Source organism: Arcobacter venerupis, assembly GCF_013201665.1.
GTDB classification, from domain to species: domain Bacteria; phylum Campylobacterota; class Campylobacteria; order Campylobacterales; family Arcobacteraceae; genus Aliarcobacter; species Aliarcobacter venerupis.
The window spans coordinates 1646076-1663826 of sequence record NZ_CP053840.1 but is presented as its reverse complement, the minus strand read 5'-3'; the positions used below and the strand labels follow the sequence as shown (position 1 = coordinate 1663826).

Below are 17751 nucleotides of genomic sequence, written 5' to 3'. Positions count from 1 at the left end.
TTTAGGAGTTTTCCTTGACTAGAGTAAAAAACGATATATTTGCAGGTGTAACAGCTGCTGTTGTTGCTCTTCCTTTGGCTTTAGCTTTTGGAGTTGCTAGTGGAGCAGGTGCAATTGCTGGTTTATATGGTGCAATAATATTAGGTTTTTTTGCTGCTGCTTTTGGAGGAACTCCAACTCAAATCTCAGGGCCAACTGGTCCTATGACAGTTATTGTAGCAACTACAATAGCCACTTTCCCAAACGATTTTTCTACAGTTATGACAGTTGTTTTTTTAGCAGGAATAATGCAAATATCTTTTGGAATAGTTGGTATTGGAAAATGGATAAAATATATTCCATATCCTGTAATTTCAGGTTTTATGTGTGGAATTGGTGTAATTATAATAATTCTGCAAATAAACCCTTTTTTAGGTGTTGAGGGTTATAGCTCTATTGTTTATACTTTAACTCATATCTTAGATACTATTAAAAAATTAAATTATGAAGCAATTATTATTGCTTCAATTACCTTAGCAATAATGTTTTTGACTCCAAAAAAAATATCAAAAATTGTACCTCCTGCCCTAATTGCTTTAGTTTTTGTAACTTATCTTTCTATTTTTATGGATTTTAATATTACAACAATTGGTGAAATTCCTATGGGATTACCTGAATTTATTCTACCAATTTCATTTGATTTTTTAAAATTAAGTACTATTTTAACTCTTGCTATTACATTAGCACTTTTAGGGACTATTGATTCATTGTTAACTTCTGTTGTTGCAGATTCTAAAACAAAAACAAAACATGATTCTAAAAAAGAGTTAATTGGTCAAGGTCTTGGAAATATGGTTTGTTCATTTTTTGGAGCAATTCCTGGTGCTGGTGCAACTATGCGAACGGTTATAAATATAAATAGTGGAGCAACGACCAAATTATCAGGTATGGTTCACTCCATTACCCTTCTAGTGATTGTACTTTTTTTAGCGCCACTTGCTTCAAAAATTCCACTAGCAGTATTATCTGGAATTTTAATAAAAGTTGGGTTTGATATTTTAGATTATAAATTTTTAAAAGTTTTAAATAAAGTATCAAGACAAGATCTAATTATTATGGTAACTGTATTTTTACTTACAATATTTGTTGATCTAATTATGGCGGTTGGTGTTGGTATTACAATCTCTTCAATAATTGCTGTTTATCAAGTTTCTAAAAATACTCAAATAAAAACAAAACGATCAAAAGTCTCTTTTGATATAGATATTGAAAATCATGATATCGAAATTATAAAAGTAAATGGTTCTTTATTTTTTGGAACAGCATCTGCTTTGGATATTAGATTAGAAAAAGTAAAAAGAAGTAAGAAGATAATTATTGATTGTATAGATGTCTCTTTTTTAGATATATCTGCAATTTTTACATTAGAAGAAATAATTGAAAAGTTCAAAAGTAAAGATTTAGAAATAATTTTAGTTTTAAAATATAGACATAAGAAAAAAGTTTTAGCAGTAGATACGGCTAACTTATTTAAAAATATAAAAATTTATCACAATCTAGATGATGCAATAAACTACACACAAAAATATGAGTTAATAAATAATGGCTAAAATTTACCTTTTAAGTAATCAAAAATATTCAAATGTGGAAAATTTGGAAGTTTTTCAAATTGAATATATCAAATCAAATATCGATGTATTAAGTTATGATGCATTAGTTTTTACTTCAAAAAATGCAGTTTATTCTTTGGATTCTTTTAATAAAGATTGGAAAAAAATTGATTCTTATGTAATAGCTCCTAAAACTTCTCAAGTGATAGGAAAATTAGGAGGAAAAGTAGTTTTTACAGGGATTACTTCCCATGGAAACGAATTCGCTCAAGAATTAATTGAGTTATTAAAAGATAAAAAAGTTCTCTATGCAAAAGCTTTAAAAACAGTATCAAATCTAGTTGAAATTTTAAAAGAAAATAAGATTTTAGTTAAAGAAATAGTAGTTTATAAAACTTCATGTAAAAAATCTAATGTATCTTTAGAAGAAAATTCTGTATTTATTTTTACTTCACCATCAAGTGTAGAGTGTTTCTTTAAACAATATTTATGGAAAGATTCATATAAAGCAATAGTTATTGGGAAAACCACTGCAAAATATTTGCCAAAAGATGTAAATTATATAATAAGTTCAGAGACATCAATTGATGAGTGCATAAAACTTGCAAGGCAAACTTTATTTTAAACTCAATTTTAAACATCTTTAGATAAAATAAGACAATCTAAGTAGTTCGGGATTTCCATTGTTGTGGGTCCGATAAATTATTTTTGTATATGGTAGCAGTTGTATGGTGTGCAGCAATTCAATGCGTTTTTGCTCCTAAAATATACGCTCATGTGCATTTCGTGGCTTTTAGGGCCATTTTGATGGTTAACGGCTACTCGGATTTTTAATTTATAATACAAGGAATTATCGTGAATATATTGATACTTGGTAATGGTGGTAGAGAATTCTCTATTGGATTAGCAATATACAAAGAAAATGCTCATAATCTATTTTTTATGCCAGGAAATGGTGCAACTGACAGATTGGGAACAAATATAAATATTAAAGATTATAATCAATTAGCTCTTTGGGCAAAAGATAATTCTATAGATTTAACAATTGTGGGACCAGAAGCTCCATTAGTAGATGGTGTTGTTGATATATTTAAAGAACATAATTTAACAATTTTTGGACCAAGTGCAGCAGCAGCTCAACTTGAAGGTTCAAAAGTTTATATGAAAAATATATTAAAAAAATATAAGATACCAACAGCAGCGTTTATAGAGACTTCAAATGAAAAAGAAGCTTTTGATTTTATTGATACAATGAATTTACCAATAGTTGTAAAAGCAGATGGGTTATGTGCAGGTAAAGGTGTAATTATTGCTCAATCAAAAGAAGAAGCAAAAACAGCAGCTTCAGATATGCTTTCAGGTGCTTCATTTGGTGATGCTGGAACTTCTATCGTTGTAGAAGAGTATTTAGATGGATATGAATTATCTGTTTTTGCTATTTGTGATGGTGAGAATTATAAAGTTTTACCAGCTGCACAAGATCATAAAAGAATAGGGGACGGTGATACTGGACCAAATACAGGTGGAATGGGCGCATATGCTCCAACTCCTTTAGTAAATGATGATATTTATAAAAAAATTGAAGAGAGAGTAATAATTCCAACACTTGCAGGAATGAAACAAGAAGGTGCACCATTTGAGGGTGTTCTTTTTATTGGTGTAATGGTTGTTAAGGGTGAACCAATTATTTTAGAATATAATGTAAGATTTGGTGATCCTGAGTGTGAAATTTTAATGCCTTTATTAGAGACTCCTGTTTCTGAACTATTTTATAAGGGTGCTACAAAACAATTAGATAAACTAGATATTAAAATCAAAAAAGAGTTTGGTGTTGGTGTTGTAATGGCAAGTGGAAATTATCCTTATGGTTCAAGCACACCTGCTGAAATAATTGTTGATAAAATTGTAGATGAAGATTTATTAAATAACTCTCACATCTCTTATGCTGGTGTTGAAAAAATTGATGATAAATTAATGGCAACAGGTGGAAGAGTATTAGTTTGTGTTGGATTTGGTAAGAGTATAAAAGAGGCAAGAGATAGAGCCTATGCATTATGTGGACAAGTACATTTTGCAGGTAAAAAATGTAGATCTGATATTGCTTATCAAGCTTTAAAGTAAAAATTAATGCAAAATAATAGTACAGATCTTCAATTAGCCTCTTTGCGTTCACGGGCATTAGCTTTTGTGATTGATGATTTATTAGTTACAGTAATTGTTATGGCAATATTTTGGGAAAATATTTTTGCTGCTAGTCAAGATATGGATGCAATGATGGTTTTAATGGAAACACAATTAGCTATGCCGTTAATTGTATTAAAAATCATATATCAAACTTTTTTCGTTTGGTATTATGGTGCAACTATTGGTAAAATTATTATTAAAATTAGAGTAATCGATGTAAATCATTGGGGAAGAGTTTCTTTCTTCTCCTCACTTTTAAGAGCTACTGGAAGAATATTTTCAGAAATGTTCTTTTATGTGGGATTCTTAATTGGATTTTTTAATGATGGTAGAAAAACTTTTCATGATATTGTAGGTAGAACGTTGGTAGTAAATGCATAAAAAAATAATAATATCATTGTTGGTTGCTTCTTGTTTAATTCAAGCAGAAGAGTTAAAAAATGAGAAGTTTCAATTAGTTGCTAAAAATGTTAATTCTGTTGAAAATATAGTTACTGCAAGTGGAAATGTTGTAATTTATTCACCAACTTATTATTTAAGTGCAGATAAAGTAATTTATAACAAAGAAGAAGAAACTTTTGAACTTTTTGATAATGTTTTAGTAATAAAAGATAATAATATTCAAACACAAAGTAACTATGCTTTTGTTGACTTAAAAAAAGATTCTTTTAATCAAAGTCCAATGTTTTTACAAGAACAAAGTAATAAAATTTGGATAAATTCAAAAACTTCAAATAGAGAAAAAAATGATGTAGAACTTGATAGTACTATTATCTCTTCTTGTGATTGTTTAGATCCTATCTGGAGTATTCGAGCATCTTCAGCTGATTATGATATTGATAAAAAATGGATAAATGCTTATAATTCAAGATTATATGTTAAAGATGTTCCTGTTTTTTATAGTCCCTATATAGGTTTTCCAACTGATACAACAAGAAGAACTGGTCTACTACTTCCAACAATTGGATATTCTAAAACTGAAGGGCTTTCTTATTCTCAACCTATATATTTTGCACCTGCGTATAATTATGATATTGAATTAATTCCTCAAACCAGAACTAAAAGAGGTTCTGGCGGATATGCTTATTACAGATATGCAGACTCTCCTGATTCATTACTAGAGATAAAAACTGGTGTTTTTAAAGAAAAAGATGATTATTATTTAGAAAATGATTTACAAAATCAGACCCACTATGGTTTTGATTTGGACTATAAACGAAGGGATATATTCTCTTCAAGTGATTCTCAAGATGGTTTGTTTACATCACTTACTTATTTTAACGATATAGAATATATTACATTAGAAGATGATAGCAACTTAAGTTCGACAGATAAAAAAGTTGAGTCAAAAGTTAATTATTTTTATGATACTTCTGCATATTATGGAGGTATTTATGGTAGATATTACATTGATGGTTCTACAGATTCAAATAAAACAACTTTACAAGAATTACCTCAAGTACAATTTCACTCATACAATAAAGAACTTCTTTTCGATAATTTAATTTATTCTATAGATACAAAAGCTATGAATTATACAAGAGAAGAGGGGATAACTGCAAATATCTATCAAATGAGTGTACCTTTAAGTTATAGTAAACATTTTTTAGATGACTTTATGTATACATTTGTTGAAAATAAGACTACAGTTAGTAAATATGATTATGATAATTATGGAAATACAAAATATAGAGATGGAACATTAGTTCAAAATAAAACTTCTGTTGGGATAGGAAGTGATCTTATTAAACCTTATGAAGATTATTTACATACTCTTAATTTAAAAGCAGAATATATAGTTCCAAAGAATCTAAAAGAAGATGGTGATTTATACAAAATTACGACAGAATCAGATTCAACAAAAGAAAAAGAATTAAAAGCTTTTCCTATTACACAAGAAGAAAAAAATATTAAATTATCAGCTAATCAATCTTTATATGATAAATATACTTTAAAACAATTAATTAATCATAAAATTTCTCAATCAATTTTATATGATTCGTTAAATGATCCAAAATTAGAAGATTTAGAAAATTATGTAAAAATATACCATGAGTATGGGAGTATTAGTGGAAAAGCTGTTTATAATGTAGAAGATCAGCAATTTGTTGAAAATAGTGCAGATACTATATTTACTTATAAAGATTTATCTTTAGGACTTGGTTATTATGAATCAAAACAAACAAATAATGTTTTTAATGATAGAGAAGATTTAGAATCATATAGAGCTACAACTTCTTACAAAATAGCTAAAGATTATAAAGTTTCATATTATGAAAATTATGATTTACTTGAAAATAAGAGAAGTAAACAAGGTATTAGTTTCAATATAGACGATAGTTGTTGGAATCTTGATTTAAAATATGAAAATAAAATTATTCCTTCATCTGGAACAACATATTCTTCTAAAGATCAGCAAATAGTTTATATGACTATTTTATTAAAACCCTTAGGTGGAATTAAACAAAAATATCAAATTGAAGATAATAATCAATGAATCCAGACAGAATATATTTCAAAAATAGAGAAGTCGCTGCTTATAGATTGTTAGATGTTTTACCAATTGATAGTATGAGATTAGAAGATTGGACAGTTATCTCTAGCTCGTATGGGGGATTTGAAATTGCAAGGATTGTTGCAAATGCTCTTAATAGTAAATATGATATTATGTTTTCAGAAAAGATTTATGCTCCTAACAATGAAGATTGTGAAATAGCTGTTGTAACAGAGCATGAAGAGGTACTTATACATGAAGAACTAGTAAAATCATTTGATATTAGTTTAGATTATGTATATTCGAAATCAAAACAAGTATATGAAGAATCTATTATTAAAACTGTGAGTAAGTTTAGACATGGGGAAAAGATTCAAAAATTTGAGAATAAAAATGTATTAATTGTTGATGAAGGAATTAATACAGGTTTAACAATGATGGCTTGTATAAAAACAGCTATCAATTTAAAAGCTAAGTCTATTTCAGTAGCAACTCCAATTTTGCCAACAGCTAGTATTTCTACAATAGAATCTATTGCAGATGATTTATATTTTATTAAAAAATTAGATCATTTTGTAGAAATTGATTTTTATTATGATAGTTTAGATGATGTTAGTTTTGAAGATATAGAGAAAATAAATAAAGGATAAAAAGTATGTCAACAGTTTGTGAATTTGAATTAAATGGAAAACAAGAGGTTTTTGAATTTGGAAAAGTAGCTAAACAAGCTAATGGTTCAGTATTAGCTAAAATAGGAAATGCAGTTGTATTAGCTACAGTTGTTAGTGAATTTGATAACCCAGTAAGTGAAGATTTCACTCCATTAACAGTTCAATATATAGAAAAAACTTATGCAGCAGCAAAATTACCTGGTGGATTTATCAAAAGAGAAGGAAAACCAAGTGATTTTGAAACATTAACATCAAGGGTAATTGATAGAAGTTTAAGACCACTTTTCCCAAAAGGTTATGTTTATCCTACAACAATTACTGTAATGGTTTTAAGTGCTGATAAAAATGTTGATTTACAAGCATTAGCTCTAAATGCTGCAAATGCTGCTTTATATACTTCAAATATTCCTATTAAAAAATCAGTTTGTGGTGTAAGAGTTGGAAGAATTGAAAGTAATTATATTATTAATCCTACTCCTGAAGAGATGTCAAATTCTACTTTAGATTTATATGTAGCTGGTTCAAAAGACGAATTATTAATGATTGAAATGAAAACTATTTCTTCAAGTGAAATGGTTGAAGTTGATATTGAAGCATTTACAAAAATTCATAATGCAAATGAAATGAACGAAGATACTTTAGTGGAAGCAATTGCTTTTGCTCAAGATGCATTAAAAGAGGCTAACTTAACTTATGAAAAAGGCTTTGAAACTTCTTGTAAAGAAAAAGTAGAAGTTGAATTAGTTCAATTTACAATTGAAGAATCAGTTATAAATTATGTAAGAGATAATTTTTCAAATGAAATTAGAGAAGCTATAAAAAAATTAGCAAAAAGTGAAAGAGCAACTCAATTAAAAGATGTTGCAAAAATGATTTCTAAAAATGAATATTGTGCTACAAATGAGTTAGAATTTTCAACAATTTATGAAGCAGTTTCTGTTGTAAAAAGAGAAATTGTAAGAAATATGATTGTAAATGATAAAATTAGAGCTGATGGAAGAGGTCTTAAAGATGTAAGACCAATTGATATTGAAATAAATATTTTACCATCAACTCACTCTTCTTGTTTATTTACAAGAGGAGAAACTCAAGCTTTAGTTATTGGTACAATAGCTGGGCCTAAAGATGGACAAATGTATGAAGTTTTAACAGATAAATCAACTTCAGTTGATAGATTTATGGTTCATTATAATTTTCCAGGTTTCTCTGTTGGTGAAGCAAAACCAATGTTTGGTGTGGGAAGACGTGAATTAGGTCATGGAAATTTAGGTAAAAAAGCCTTAGAGCCTACGATTGATGGTGATTATAATGAAACAGTAAGATTAGTTTCTGAAATACTTGAATCAAATGGGTCTTCATCAATGGCAACTGTTTGTGGTGGTTCATTAGCATTAAAAGCTGCAGGTGTTCCAATTTCTGATTTAGTTGCAGGTGTTGCTATGGGAATGGTTGTAGAGGGTAATAATTATTCAGTTCTTACTGATATTATGGGATTAGAAGACCATGATGGTGATATGGATTTTAAAGTTGCTGGAACAACAAAAGGAATTACAGCTTTGCAAATGGATATTAAATTAGGTGGAATTGAATTATCTGTATTAAAAGAAGCATTACTTCAAGCAAAAGAAGGAAGAATTCATATTTTATCTTTAATGGAAGAAGCTGCAAGTGACATAATTCCAAGCGAAGCACTACCTTTAGTGGAACAATTTGCTATAGATCCAAGTAAAATTATGGTAATTATTGGAAAAGCAGGGGCAACTATAAAAGAAATTATTGAGAAATTTACAGTATCAATTGATTTAGATAGAGATAGCGGAACTGTAAAAGTAAGTGGCGGAAATAAACAGAATGTTTTAGATGCTTGCGAACATATTAAAACTATTTCAAACAATGCACCAGCTAGAAAAGATTCTCCAAAAAATGTAGACTTTGAAAAATTATATGCAATTGATGAAGTTGTACTTGGAAAAGTAGAAAGAGTTGTTGATTTTGGCGCATTTATTTTATTACCAAAAGGTGGAGAAGGTCTTTTACATATTTCAAAAATCTCAAAAGAGAGAGTAAATAATGTTTCTGATATTTTATCTGTTGGACAAGAAATTGAAGTTAAAGTACTAAAGGTAAAAAAAGATAGAATAGAACTATCTTCTAATTAAAAAATAATTTTCTCATTAAGTAAGGATTTTTTTCCTTACTTACTTCTCAAATGTATATAATTTCACTCATAATTCTTAAAATAGTTCATAAAGTTACCTTTTTTTATTTAATCTAACCCTAAATTAATATTTCTTTAGTTAGTATAGTAAAAATAATTTTTTTAAGTAAACTTAAGGGGTTTTAATATGGCTAAGCTTTTGATAGTAGATGATTCTACAATGCTAAGAGATATGCTGAACTATGCACTAAACGAGGGTGGTTATACAGATGTAACTGAAGCAGTTGATGGTGTTGATGGTTTAGCAAAAGCTAAGGCTGCTGATTTTGATTTAATAATTACTGATGTTAATATGCCAAATATGGATGGATTAACGCTTATAGGTGAATTAAGAAAAATACCACAATATTCTAAAAAACCAATTTTAGTACTTACTACTGAAAGAAGTGATGAAATGAAAGCAAGGGGAAAAGCTGCAGGAGCAACAGGTTGGATTGTTAAACCATTTGTACCAGACCAATTGTTAAAAGCAGTTAATATAGTTTTAAGTAGATAAAGGAGTTCTCATGTCGTTTGATATTTCCAAATATAGAGAAATGTTTCTTGAAGAAGCTGAAGAGCTTTTTGAATCAGCTGATAATGTTTTATTAGCAGCTGAAAACAATGGCTCATTGACAGATGAAGAAATGGGGCAACTTTTTAGGGATGTTCATACTCTAAAAGGAAGTGGCGCTTCAGTTGAATTAGCTTTTTTCGCTGAATTTACACATGATGTTGAAAATTTGATGGATAAGTTAAGAAATCATAAAATTGAATATATTCCTGAAATGGCAGAAACGCTTATAGATGGACTTGATGTTATGAAAGAAATTTTGGACCTTGAAGTATCAGATACTTTAACTAGAGAAACTTTTACAAATATGACTACTTCTTTATTAGAAGAAATAAGAGCATATTCAAATGGTACTGTTGCTAAAAAAGCTGAACCTGAAGTTGTTAAGGCTGTTACACCAAAAGTTGTTGAGATTAAAAAAGAAACTTCAGAAGTTTTAGATAGTGATAATTTTGGTTTTTTTGATGATGATTTAAACGATCAAAGAGATAGTAAAAATAAAGCTTATGGAATATTCGCTGATGATGAAATAGATGAAGTTCATAAAAATTTTGGTTTTTATGATCAAGATTTAGAGACTATTTCTGAGAATACTAAAGACAGTGAATTTAAAATTTCAACTGAAGATAAAGATAATTTTGGTTTCTTTGATGAAATGCCTGAAATTAGTTCTAATTCTGTTATGGAAACTAATGATATTCAAGAAGAAATCGTAAAACCGGTTGAAGCACTAAAAGTTCAAGAAGAAAAAGAAGTAGTAGTAAGAAAACCTAGACAAAAAGAAGAAGATGAAGAAGCTGGTGGGGCTAAAAAATCAGTTTCAAATAACAATAATAGTATTAGAGTAAATCTTGATAAAATTGATTTACTAATGAATAATGTTGGTGATTTAGTTATTACAAATGCAATGCTAACTCAATTTTCATCTACTATTGAAGAGACAAAAACAAGAAACTCTGTTCTTGAAAGATTAGAATTACTTGAAAGACATATTAGAGATATGCAAGATTCTATTATGAGTATCAGAATGGTTCCAATGGAATCAATATATTCTAAATTCCCAAAAGTTGTAAGAGATATTTCTAAAAAACTTGGTAAAAAAGTTGAGTTTAAACATTATGGAGATAATGTTGAAATTGATAAAGCAATGATTGAAGGATTAACTGATCCTTTAATGCACATTATTAGAAACTCTCTTGATCATGGTATTGAAACAGCAGCAGAAAGAGAACTTACAAATAAACCTGAAGTTGGTTCAATTAGTATAACTGCTGAACAAGCGAATGGACAAATGATTATTACTATCGAAGATGATGGAAAAGGTATTAATTTTGAAAAAGTTGCGCAAAAAGCATTAGAACAAGGTCAAATTGATGAAAATCAATTTAATACCATGAATGATAATGAAAAAGCAATGTTAATATTTGGTGCAGGAGTTTCAACAGCTGATCAAATTACTGATATTTCTGGTCGTGGGGTTGGAATGGATGTTGTTAAAACAAATATCCATAAACTTGGTGGTGCAATTAAATTAGATACTCATTTAAATGTTGGAACAACAATTACAATTATGTTGCCATTAACTCTTGCAATTTTAGATGGATTAGATATAAAAGTTGGTAGTCAAAAATATATTTTACCTTTAAGTTCAATTGTTGAGTCATTACAGCCAACTGCGGATATGATTAAAAAAATTGGTGATGGAACTCAAGATTTATTAATGTTAAGAGAAGAATTCATTCCAGTAGTTAAATTACATCAATTATTTGGACTTGAAAAAAGTTTTGGAAAACTTGAAGAAGGTATGTTAATTGTTGTAAAATCAGGTAATACAAAAGTTGCTTTATCAATTGATGAGTTTTTAAATCAGCATCAAGTTGTTGTAAAACCTTTAGATAAAAACTTTAGAAGTGTTCAAGGAATTGGAGCAGCAACTGTAAGAGGGGATGGAAGCATAGGTCTAATTTTAGATGTAGTTGGAATTATAAATGCTCAAATTAAATCTGAGCGAGATATGAGTGTGGCTAAAAAAGCATCTTAACATATGAAATATACGACTCAAGATGTACATAACAAAGTAAAAAAACTTCTTTATTCTTTGACAGGAATAACCCTTTCAGAGAACAAAGATATTATGATTTCAAATAGAATTGATAAATTAAAAAGAAATTGTGGTTTCTCTGGTGATATTATGGAACTTTTAGATTCTATTGAACAAGGGAATAGTGTAACCGAATTTATTAATTCATTTACAACAAATAAAACACATTTTTTTAGAGAAGATTTTCATTTTGTTGATTTAAAAGATAGAGTTCTACCAATGTTTGCGAAGAGTGGAGAAAAAATAAATATGTATTGTTCTGCTTCTTCAACAGGAGAAGAACCTTATTCTATGGCAATGACTGTATTAAAAGCTAAAGAAGAATTAAATAAAAATTTAACAGCTTCAATAATTGCAACAGATATTGATACAAATGTTTTACAATATGCAGCAAATGGTATTTACAGATATTCAAAATCTTCAAAAGAATTCCCAAGTTGGATAAAACCGCAAAATTTCTTTAAAAGAAGAGTTCAAAAAAACCTTGCTGGTGAAGAGATTTTAATAAAAGTTAATGATGATTTGAAAAAAATGATTACTTTTCAAGTTATGAATTTAAATGATAAATCATATCCATTCTCTAAAAATCAATTTGATGTTATTTTTTGTAGAAATGTTTTAATATATTTTTCAGTTGAAGATCAGAATGAAATTCTAAAAAAATTATTTAGACATCTTAAAATAGGTGGAACTTTATACATAGGTCATTCTGAAAATCCTCAAGATTTAGTACATTATGTTAAGAGAGTAGGACAAAACATTTTTGTAAAAGAAAAGGAAATCATATGATTGTAATAGGTCATAAAGATGGAAGTATTGAAAAAACTTCAGCTGTTAGATTTACACAAAAAACAAAGGGTTATCCCACTCATACTGTGATTGGTGGAGAATTCGCTGTTGGAAATGATGTAGAAGAGATAGCTTTTAAAACTTTGTTAGGTTCTTGTGTTGCAATTATGTTTTATGACAAAGTTGCAAAAATAAAAGGTATGAACCATTTTTTATTACCTAAAACAAATAATACAAATGATGATATGAAATATGGTCTTTATTCTGTTGAGGCAATGCTTAACGAGATGTATAAACTAGGTTGTAGTAAAGGGAATATGGTTGCGAAAATATCAGGAGGTGCTGATATTATGCAGATAAATTTATCTGCACAATCTATTGGTTTCAGAAATGTGGAGTTTGCAAAAGATTTTTGTAAATCAGAAGGATTTAAATTAATTAGTGAACATACTCGAGGTGAGCATGGAAGATTAATCTTGTTAGCTAATGATTTTGAAACATTTATTAAAGTTACCCAAAAATCTGAAACAGATAGTAAAATCTTATCTGAAGAGAAATTCTTACAACAAGAAATTACAAAAGCACCGGTTATCAAAGAATACTCTGGAGCTGTTGAATTATTTGGTATTGATAATAAAGAGGCAGAACCTCAAATGGAAATAGAACTTTTCTAAAAATAAAGTAGGGTGGTAAAATAAGTGTATACTGTTTTAGTAATTGATGATTCACCCTCTATGAGAAGAATCATCAAAGATATGATAAATTCTATTGATGAGTTTGAAGTTGTATGTGTAGCAACTGATGCATATGATGCAAGAGAAAAGATCAAAGAGTATGAACCAGATTTAGTAACTATTGATATAAATATGCCTAAAATGGATGGAGTAACTTTTTTAAGAAATTTAATGAGACTTCATCCTATGCCAGCCGTTGTAGTATCAGGTGAAGGTGTTAGAGGAAATGATATTTTTGATGATGGTGCAGTTGGATTTATTCCAAAACCAGAAAATGGTGAAACAATGCAATCATTTCAGGAAAGAATTAAAGATACGTTATTAAATTTAACATTTTTATTAAAAAGATATACTTTAAAAAAACCAGAGGCATTAAGAAAAACTTCTAAGCCTACAACGCATATTGAATACAAAGTACATCCTGATGAAGTAATTCCTTTAAGAGCTGCAACTTTTCCTGGAATGAAATTAATAGCAATTGGTTCTTCAACAGGTGGTGTTGAATCATTACTAAGAGTTTTTAAAAGATTACCAGGAGATTTACCTCCAATTTTAATTACACAACATATTCCTTATGGATTTTCAAACTCTTTTGCTCAAAGATTAAATGATCATTCTGAAGTTATAGTTTGTGAAGCAACAGATGGAATGATTTTAAAGAAAGGACATGGTTATTTGGCTCCTGGAAATATGCACTTAACAATTGAAAAATTTGGGAATCAATATAAAACTAAATTGTTAGATACAAAAAAAGTAAGTCAACATAAACCAAGTGTAGATGTATTATTTAGATCTGTAAATAATACAGTTGGAAGTGCTGCTATGGCTGTTATGATGACGGGAATGGGAGACGATGGAACAATTGCAATGAAAGAACTTTTTGATAATGGTGCATATACAATTGCACAAAATGAAGAAAGTTGCGTAGTTTTTGGAATGCCTATGAAAGCTATTCAAGCAGGAGCAGTTAAAGATATAGTTCATTTAGATGAGATTGCAGATTATATAATTGAATTTTCAAGAGGAAGAAAGAAATAATTTCTCTTTCTTATATGTATTTTAGTTTGAAAATTATAGCTTTCAATTAGCTTAAATTATTAAATTTTCTTTTAAATGCCTTAAAATAGGGGTTTTTAAAAAAGAATTTATGATATTTCTAAAAAAAAATGATTAAAAAAGGTTTGAAAATGAAATTAATTTTAATAGTTTTTATGATTTTTATTAATTTATACGCTAAAAATCCATATCAAGTAGTTTATGATAAAAATAATCCTGAACATGTAAAAGAAGGAAATACAGTAGACGAAACAATAATAAAAAATTTAGGAAATAGATTAGATAAATTTAAAAATCAATATCTTAGAGCTACAATAGAATTAAATGTTATAGAAAATGGAAAATACTACTTTAAAATAATTAAATACTCAAATAATAAAGAATATGACTCAACAATACAAAATTTCTTAAATGAAGAAAATGGAAAAATTTATTATAAAAATCCTAAATTCTTAAGAATGAGAATAGATTTAGTTTCAAACTAAAATAAATAAAGAAAACCGAAACTTTTTAATAATTAGTCAAGAGCCCTTTTTATCGTCGTTCGTACCTCACTCCTCAAAAAAGGGCTTTTGCTATTGGGCTACGCCCTAAAAAATAAATAAATATAAAAATTAATTATATTTAAACACGTTGTTTTTATTATTAAAAATAGGGGAGTTACCCCACAAGGGGGTCGGGCTTAAACCCTACGGGCAAATAACGTACCTTATATTTGGTCTAACGACTTCTAATCCCTAACTTAAAGGGGATAATCCCCTTAAACCCCTTATGCCTAAGGATTTTTTTATTTTTTAACTTTTTTTTAACCACACTTTTTAAAAATCGAAGTTTTTCTTATTTTTTCTTAAAACATTTCTTAAAGGTATTTAAGAAAGTTTTAAGAAAAAATAAAACTTAGCGATTTAGTTAAAAAGCTTAGGCTAAAAAAACATTCTTTTCCTGATAGATTGTTGTTTCTTGCCATAGCTTCAAAATATACTTAAGGAGCTAAAATGAAAGCTTATAGACAAACAACAATTTGGGAATTTATGAATAAAAAAACTTTAAGAAATATTGATAAATTTAAAGTTATGTTTAAATTAAGTCTAATAAATTTAAACGCAAACTACAATGAAAACTGGATTTTAAGACATGATAGAATTCATAAATTATTTATGAATTTTTTTTGGAAATTATCAAAAGTACAATATAAATATTATAAATTATGTCAAAGTAGATATTTGAATGATCAAATTTCATTATGCACATTTGAAAATAATATGAAATTGTTTTTTAATTATTATAAAGCTTAAAAGCCAAATTCATCAAACATATCATTAGGATTCAATTTATTTTCATTTAAAAATTGCCTTTTTATCATTTCATTTTTTACTATTGCAAAATGAGAGTAATTATCTAATTTATCAAATTTATTAGCCAGATGATAATAATATGAAATTAATTTATTATCAATCAAATCATTAACACACATGAGTCGTTCTTGGAGAACTACTTGATTATCTTTTATAAAATACTTTTTATTATTTATATAAATAGGTATTGAAGAAAAATTTGATTGCTGTTTTGTTAAAACATGTTTTTTTGTTTTAATATCATAAATTCTCTCAAACTCAGATATAACATTTTTATAAGATAATTGTGGTTTATCTTTTTGTCTATCTTTTAATGTTCCGTTTTGTTTTAAATCAAATCTTCTATCAATTAAATCATTAGCGATAGAATCATCTTTTAATAGCAATGTTGTAGGTTTCTTTACATATAAATCGCCATACTTATCAACTATCTGTAGAACTGCATTAGTATCACAATCTACAAAGTAGTTGATTTCTTTATTTTTAAACATTGTAGTAAGCTCTAAGAGGTTATATCGTCCATTTAATTTCCTATAGACTTCTAAAGTCATTAAAGTTCGCGAGGTATAAAAACGAGTAATTTTATGGGCAATGTACCAAAGACTTAAATCTGATATATTATCAGGGTTTTGTCTTAAATCGTCAAAAGTCTTTAAGATATACTTCATCAAATAAGCAACTGGATTATCAATATTAATTTGGAAATCAACTTGCAATTTTGGATGATTTTTTGAAAAGTATCGTTGCATTTTAAAATATGAATCTTGTAATAAATGTTCTGGAACAAAAAAACTAAAATGTATATGAGGTGTACCATCTTGTTGGGGCTCATAAACTCTAAAATAACATTTATCTTGTTTAGGGATGTTTTTTAAAAATGGTAAATCTATAAGTGCTTTAAACATTTTTGAAAGCTTTTTAGCACCCTCATGTGGAGAAAAATAAGATAATTGTAAATTTGTTAAAACATGTTTTTTTGTTTTAATATCATAAACTCTCTCAATATCAGGAATTTTATTTTTATTACAATATCTAGGATTAGATATTATCTTTCCATTTTTTAAAGTTTTAGATTTATGATATTCTGAGGGCAGGGTAATAGTACCAAAAATTGGTTTTAAATTATGCATTAAAGCATAAGTATTTAAAGAATAAGCCCTATGATTAACTTCAGCTATATATCTATCAGGATTGATATATGCATTCTTGAAAAGTTTAATCATAGGGATTATATCTGCACCAACTTGAAAAGAATTATTTGATAAAAATTCTTTTTGTCTATCAATTTTTTTAAGAGCATACTCTCTTAAGTGTTTTGTAATTCCGTACATATTACCCCTAATATATTAAAAAAGTGTTGGTTGAGTTATAACGATTTTATTTTCAAATTTTAAATCTAATTTTTTTTGTGTTGTAATTACTTTTACGATGTCATGTAAAAAGAAAACCTCTTCTTTTTCATTTACATCAACACTATTAAATGTAGTTTGATTTACTTGTGTAACAAGTACAATTTTAAACACATCTGGACTGATTTTTACTCTTACTGTATCTTCTGTATTTAGTTTAATCTTTTTCATTTTTAGCCTTTTATAATGTTTTGTTTTAATCTTCAAAATCAAATTCAGTAAGTTCAACATCAAAATTAATCTTAAAATCTTGAAATTTAAAAAGAAAATAAATATAAAGAACAAAACCAACAATTAACCATGAAATTGGAAATATAAGTAATTTTAAAAAAACATTTAAAACATAGAATATAATTTTCATTTTTTAGCCTTTTTAGAAATACATTTAATTTGATTAGCAATCAAAAATAATTGAGATTTTAATTTGTTAGAATAATCTTCATTAAAATCAACCTTATAAAGATTACGTTCAAATGCATGTAAAAATTTACTTAAATCTTTACAATTATCTGAACAATATTCTTTTGGACGAAATTTTGATTTATTTGGAAAAGTATGTCCACATATCAAGCATTTTGTTTTGGTACCAATAGACATA

The 17751-nt window shown here is 27.7% G+C and carries 18 protein-coding genes; 14 read left to right on the top strand and 4 right to left on the bottom strand.

The features are described from left to right. The first annotated feature begins 14 nt into the window (after positions 1 to 14). From AVENP_RS08295 to AVENP_RS08230, 14 genes are all read left to right on the top strand, one after another. On the top strand, positions 15 to 1589 hold the full coding sequence (locus AVENP_RS08295; RefSeq protein ID WP_128360140.1) for a SulP family inorganic anion transporter: 1575 nt from the start codon (positions 15 to 17) through the stop codon (positions 1587 to 1589). Continuing rightward, positions 1582 to 2214 (top strand): uroporphyrinogen-III synthase, encoded by a 633-nt coding sequence (locus AVENP_RS08290; RefSeq protein ID WP_128360139.1) that lies wholly within the window; start codon positions 1582 to 1584, stop codon positions 2212 to 2214. The genes AVENP_RS08295 and AVENP_RS08290 overlap by 8 nt, the downstream gene beginning before the upstream one ends. Before the next feature lie 230 nt (positions 2215 to 2444). Beyond that, positions 2445 to 3710, top strand: a complete 1266-nt coding sequence (gene purD, locus AVENP_RS08285; protein ID WP_128360138.1) for a phosphoribosylamine--glycine ligase — start codon at positions 2445 to 2447, stop codon at positions 3708 to 3710. Between the two features lie 6 nt (positions 3711 to 3716). Then, entirely contained in the window at positions 3717 to 4154 is a 438-nt protein-coding gene (locus tag AVENP_RS08280) for an RDD family protein (RefSeq protein WP_128360137.1), read from the top strand. Further along, positions 4147 to 6270 (top strand): LPS-assembly protein LptD, encoded by a 2124-nt coding sequence (locus AVENP_RS08275; RefSeq protein ID WP_128360136.1) that lies wholly within the window; start codon positions 4147 to 4149, stop codon positions 6268 to 6270. The genes AVENP_RS08280 and AVENP_RS08275 overlap by 8 nt, the downstream gene beginning before the upstream one ends. Beyond that, the gene (locus AVENP_RS08270) at positions 6267 to 6917 is read left to right on the top strand and encodes a phosphoribosyltransferase (RefSeq protein ID WP_128360135.1); all 651 of its coding nucleotides are present in this window, start codon (positions 6267 to 6269) and stop codon (positions 6915 to 6917) included. Before AVENP_RS08275 ends, AVENP_RS08270 begins: the two co-directional genes overlap by 4 nt. 5 nt (positions 6918 to 6922) lie before the next feature. Then, positions 6923 to 9097: a polyribonucleotide nucleotidyltransferase gene (locus AVENP_RS08265; RefSeq protein ID WP_128360134.1), complete on the top strand. Its 2175-nt coding sequence runs from the start codon at positions 6923 to 6925 to the stop codon at positions 9095 to 9097. A gap of 186 nt (positions 9098 to 9283) precedes the next feature. Beyond that, entirely contained in the window at positions 9284 to 9652 is a 369-nt protein-coding gene (locus AVENP_RS08260; RefSeq protein ID WP_128360133.1) for a response regulator, read from the top strand. Positions 9653 to 9662: 10 nt separating this feature from the next. Beyond that, positions 9663 to 11750: a chemotaxis protein CheA gene (locus tag AVENP_RS08255; RefSeq protein ID WP_128360132.1), complete on the top strand. Its 2088-nt coding sequence runs from the start codon at positions 9663 to 9665 to the stop codon at positions 11748 to 11750. A 3-nt stretch (positions 11751 to 11753) separates the two neighbouring features. Beyond that, complete coding sequence (locus AVENP_RS08250) at positions 11754 to 12599, top strand: CheR family methyltransferase (protein ID WP_128360131.1); 846 nt, start codon at positions 11754 to 11756, stop codon at positions 12597 to 12599. Further along, positions 12596 to 13273, top strand: coding sequence for a chemotaxis protein CheD (locus AVENP_RS08245; RefSeq protein ID WP_128360130.1), 678 nt, complete (start codon positions 12596 to 12598; stop codon positions 13271 to 13273). Before AVENP_RS08250 ends, AVENP_RS08245 begins: the two co-directional genes overlap by 4 nt. Positions 13274 to 13297: 24 nt before the next feature. Then, positions 13298 to 14371, top strand: a complete 1074-nt coding sequence (locus AVENP_RS08240; protein WP_128360129.1) for a protein-glutamate methylesterase/protein-glutamine glutaminase — start codon at positions 13298 to 13300, stop codon at positions 14369 to 14371. Between the two features lie 149 nt (positions 14372 to 14520). Continuing rightward, positions 14521 to 14874: a hypothetical protein gene (locus AVENP_RS08235; RefSeq protein WP_128360128.1), complete on the top strand. Its 354-nt coding sequence runs from the start codon at positions 14521 to 14523 to the stop codon at positions 14872 to 14874. Positions 14875 to 15384: 510 nt separating this feature from the next. Next, positions 15385 to 15684: a hypothetical protein gene (locus AVENP_RS08230; protein ID WP_128360127.1), complete on the top strand. Its 300-nt coding sequence runs from the start codon at positions 15385 to 15387 to the stop codon at positions 15682 to 15684. On the opposite strand, the gene AVENP_RS08225 is transcribed toward AVENP_RS08230, so the two are convergent. The 4 genes from AVENP_RS08225 to AVENP_RS08210 are packed head-to-tail and all read right to left on the bottom strand — an operon-like array spanning position 15681 to position 17750. Continuing rightward, positions 15681 to 17075, bottom strand: a complete 1395-nt coding sequence (locus tag AVENP_RS08225; RefSeq protein ID WP_128360126.1) for a rolling circle replication-associated protein — start codon at positions 17073 to 17075, stop codon at positions 15681 to 15683. The genes AVENP_RS08230 and AVENP_RS08225 overlap by 4 nt on opposite strands. A 15-nt stretch (positions 17076 to 17090) precedes the next feature. Further along, positions 17091 to 17324, bottom strand: a complete 234-nt coding sequence (locus AVENP_RS08220; RefSeq protein WP_128360125.1) for a hypothetical protein — start codon at positions 17322 to 17324, stop codon at positions 17091 to 17093. A gap of 25 nt (positions 17325 to 17349) precedes the next feature. Continuing rightward, positions 17350 to 17514 (bottom strand): hypothetical protein, encoded by a 165-nt coding sequence (locus tag AVENP_RS08215; protein WP_153802251.1) that lies wholly within the window; start codon positions 17512 to 17514, stop codon positions 17350 to 17352. After that, the gene (locus AVENP_RS08210) at positions 17511 to 17750 is read right to left on the bottom strand and encodes a hypothetical protein (protein ID WP_128360124.1); all 240 of its coding nucleotides are present in this window, start codon (positions 17748 to 17750) and stop codon (positions 17511 to 17513) included. Before AVENP_RS08210 ends, AVENP_RS08215 begins: the two co-directional genes overlap by 4 nt. Position 17751 lies beyond the last annotated feature (1 nt).

Bases quoted from the DNA above. Each gene is read 5' to 3' on its own strand.
- AVENP_RS08290 (WP_128360139.1), top strand. From the start codon at position 1,582: ATGGCTAAAATTTACCTTTTAAGTAATCAAAAATATTCAAATGTGGAA.
- AVENP_RS08265 (WP_128360134.1), top strand. From the start codon at position 6,923: ATGTCAACAGTTTGTGAATTTGAATTAAATGGAAAACAAGAGGTTTTT.
- AVENP_RS08215 (WP_153802251.1), bottom strand. From the start codon at position 17,514: ATGAAAATTATATTCTATGTTTTAAATGTTTTTTTAAAATTACTTATA.
- AVENP_RS08260 (WP_128360133.1), top strand. From the start codon at position 9,284: ATGGCTAAGCTTTTGATAGTAGATGATTCTACAATGCTAAGAGATATG.
- AVENP_RS08270 (WP_128360135.1), top strand. From the start codon at position 6,267: ATGAATCCAGACAGAATATATTTCAAAAATAGAGAAGTCGCTGCTTAT.
- AVENP_RS08275 (WP_128360136.1), top strand. From the start codon at position 4,147: ATGCATAAAAAAATAATAATATCATTGTTGGTTGCTTCTTGTTTAATT.
- AVENP_RS08210 (WP_128360124.1), bottom strand. From the start codon at position 17,750: ATGTCTATTGGTACCAAAACAAAATGCTTGATATGTGGACATACTTTT.
- AVENP_RS08255 (WP_128360132.1), top strand. From the start codon at position 9,663: ATGTCGTTTGATATTTCCAAATATAGAGAAATGTTTCTTGAAGAAGCT.
- AVENP_RS08250 (WP_128360131.1), top strand. From the start codon at position 11,754: ATGAAATATACGACTCAAGATGTACATAACAAAGTAAAAAAACTTCTT.
- AVENP_RS08235 (WP_128360128.1), top strand. From the start codon at position 14,521: ATGAAATTAATTTTAATAGTTTTTATGATTTTTATTAATTTATACGCT.
- AVENP_RS08225 (WP_128360126.1), bottom strand. From the start codon at position 17,075: ATGTACGGAATTACAAAACACTTAAGAGAGTATGCTCTTAAAAAAATT.
- AVENP_RS08230 (WP_128360127.1), top strand. From the start codon at position 15,385: ATGAAAGCTTATAGACAAACAACAATTTGGGAATTTATGAATAAAAAA.
- AVENP_RS08220 (WP_128360125.1), bottom strand. From the start codon at position 17,324: ATGAAAAAGATTAAACTAAATACAGAAGATACAGTAAGAGTAAAAATC.
- AVENP_RS08245 (WP_128360130.1), top strand. From the start codon at position 12,596: ATGATTGTAATAGGTCATAAAGATGGAAGTATTGAAAAAACTTCAGCT.
- AVENP_RS08280 (WP_128360137.1), top strand. From the start codon at position 3,717: ATGCAAAATAATAGTACAGATCTTCAATTAGCCTCTTTGCGTTCACGG.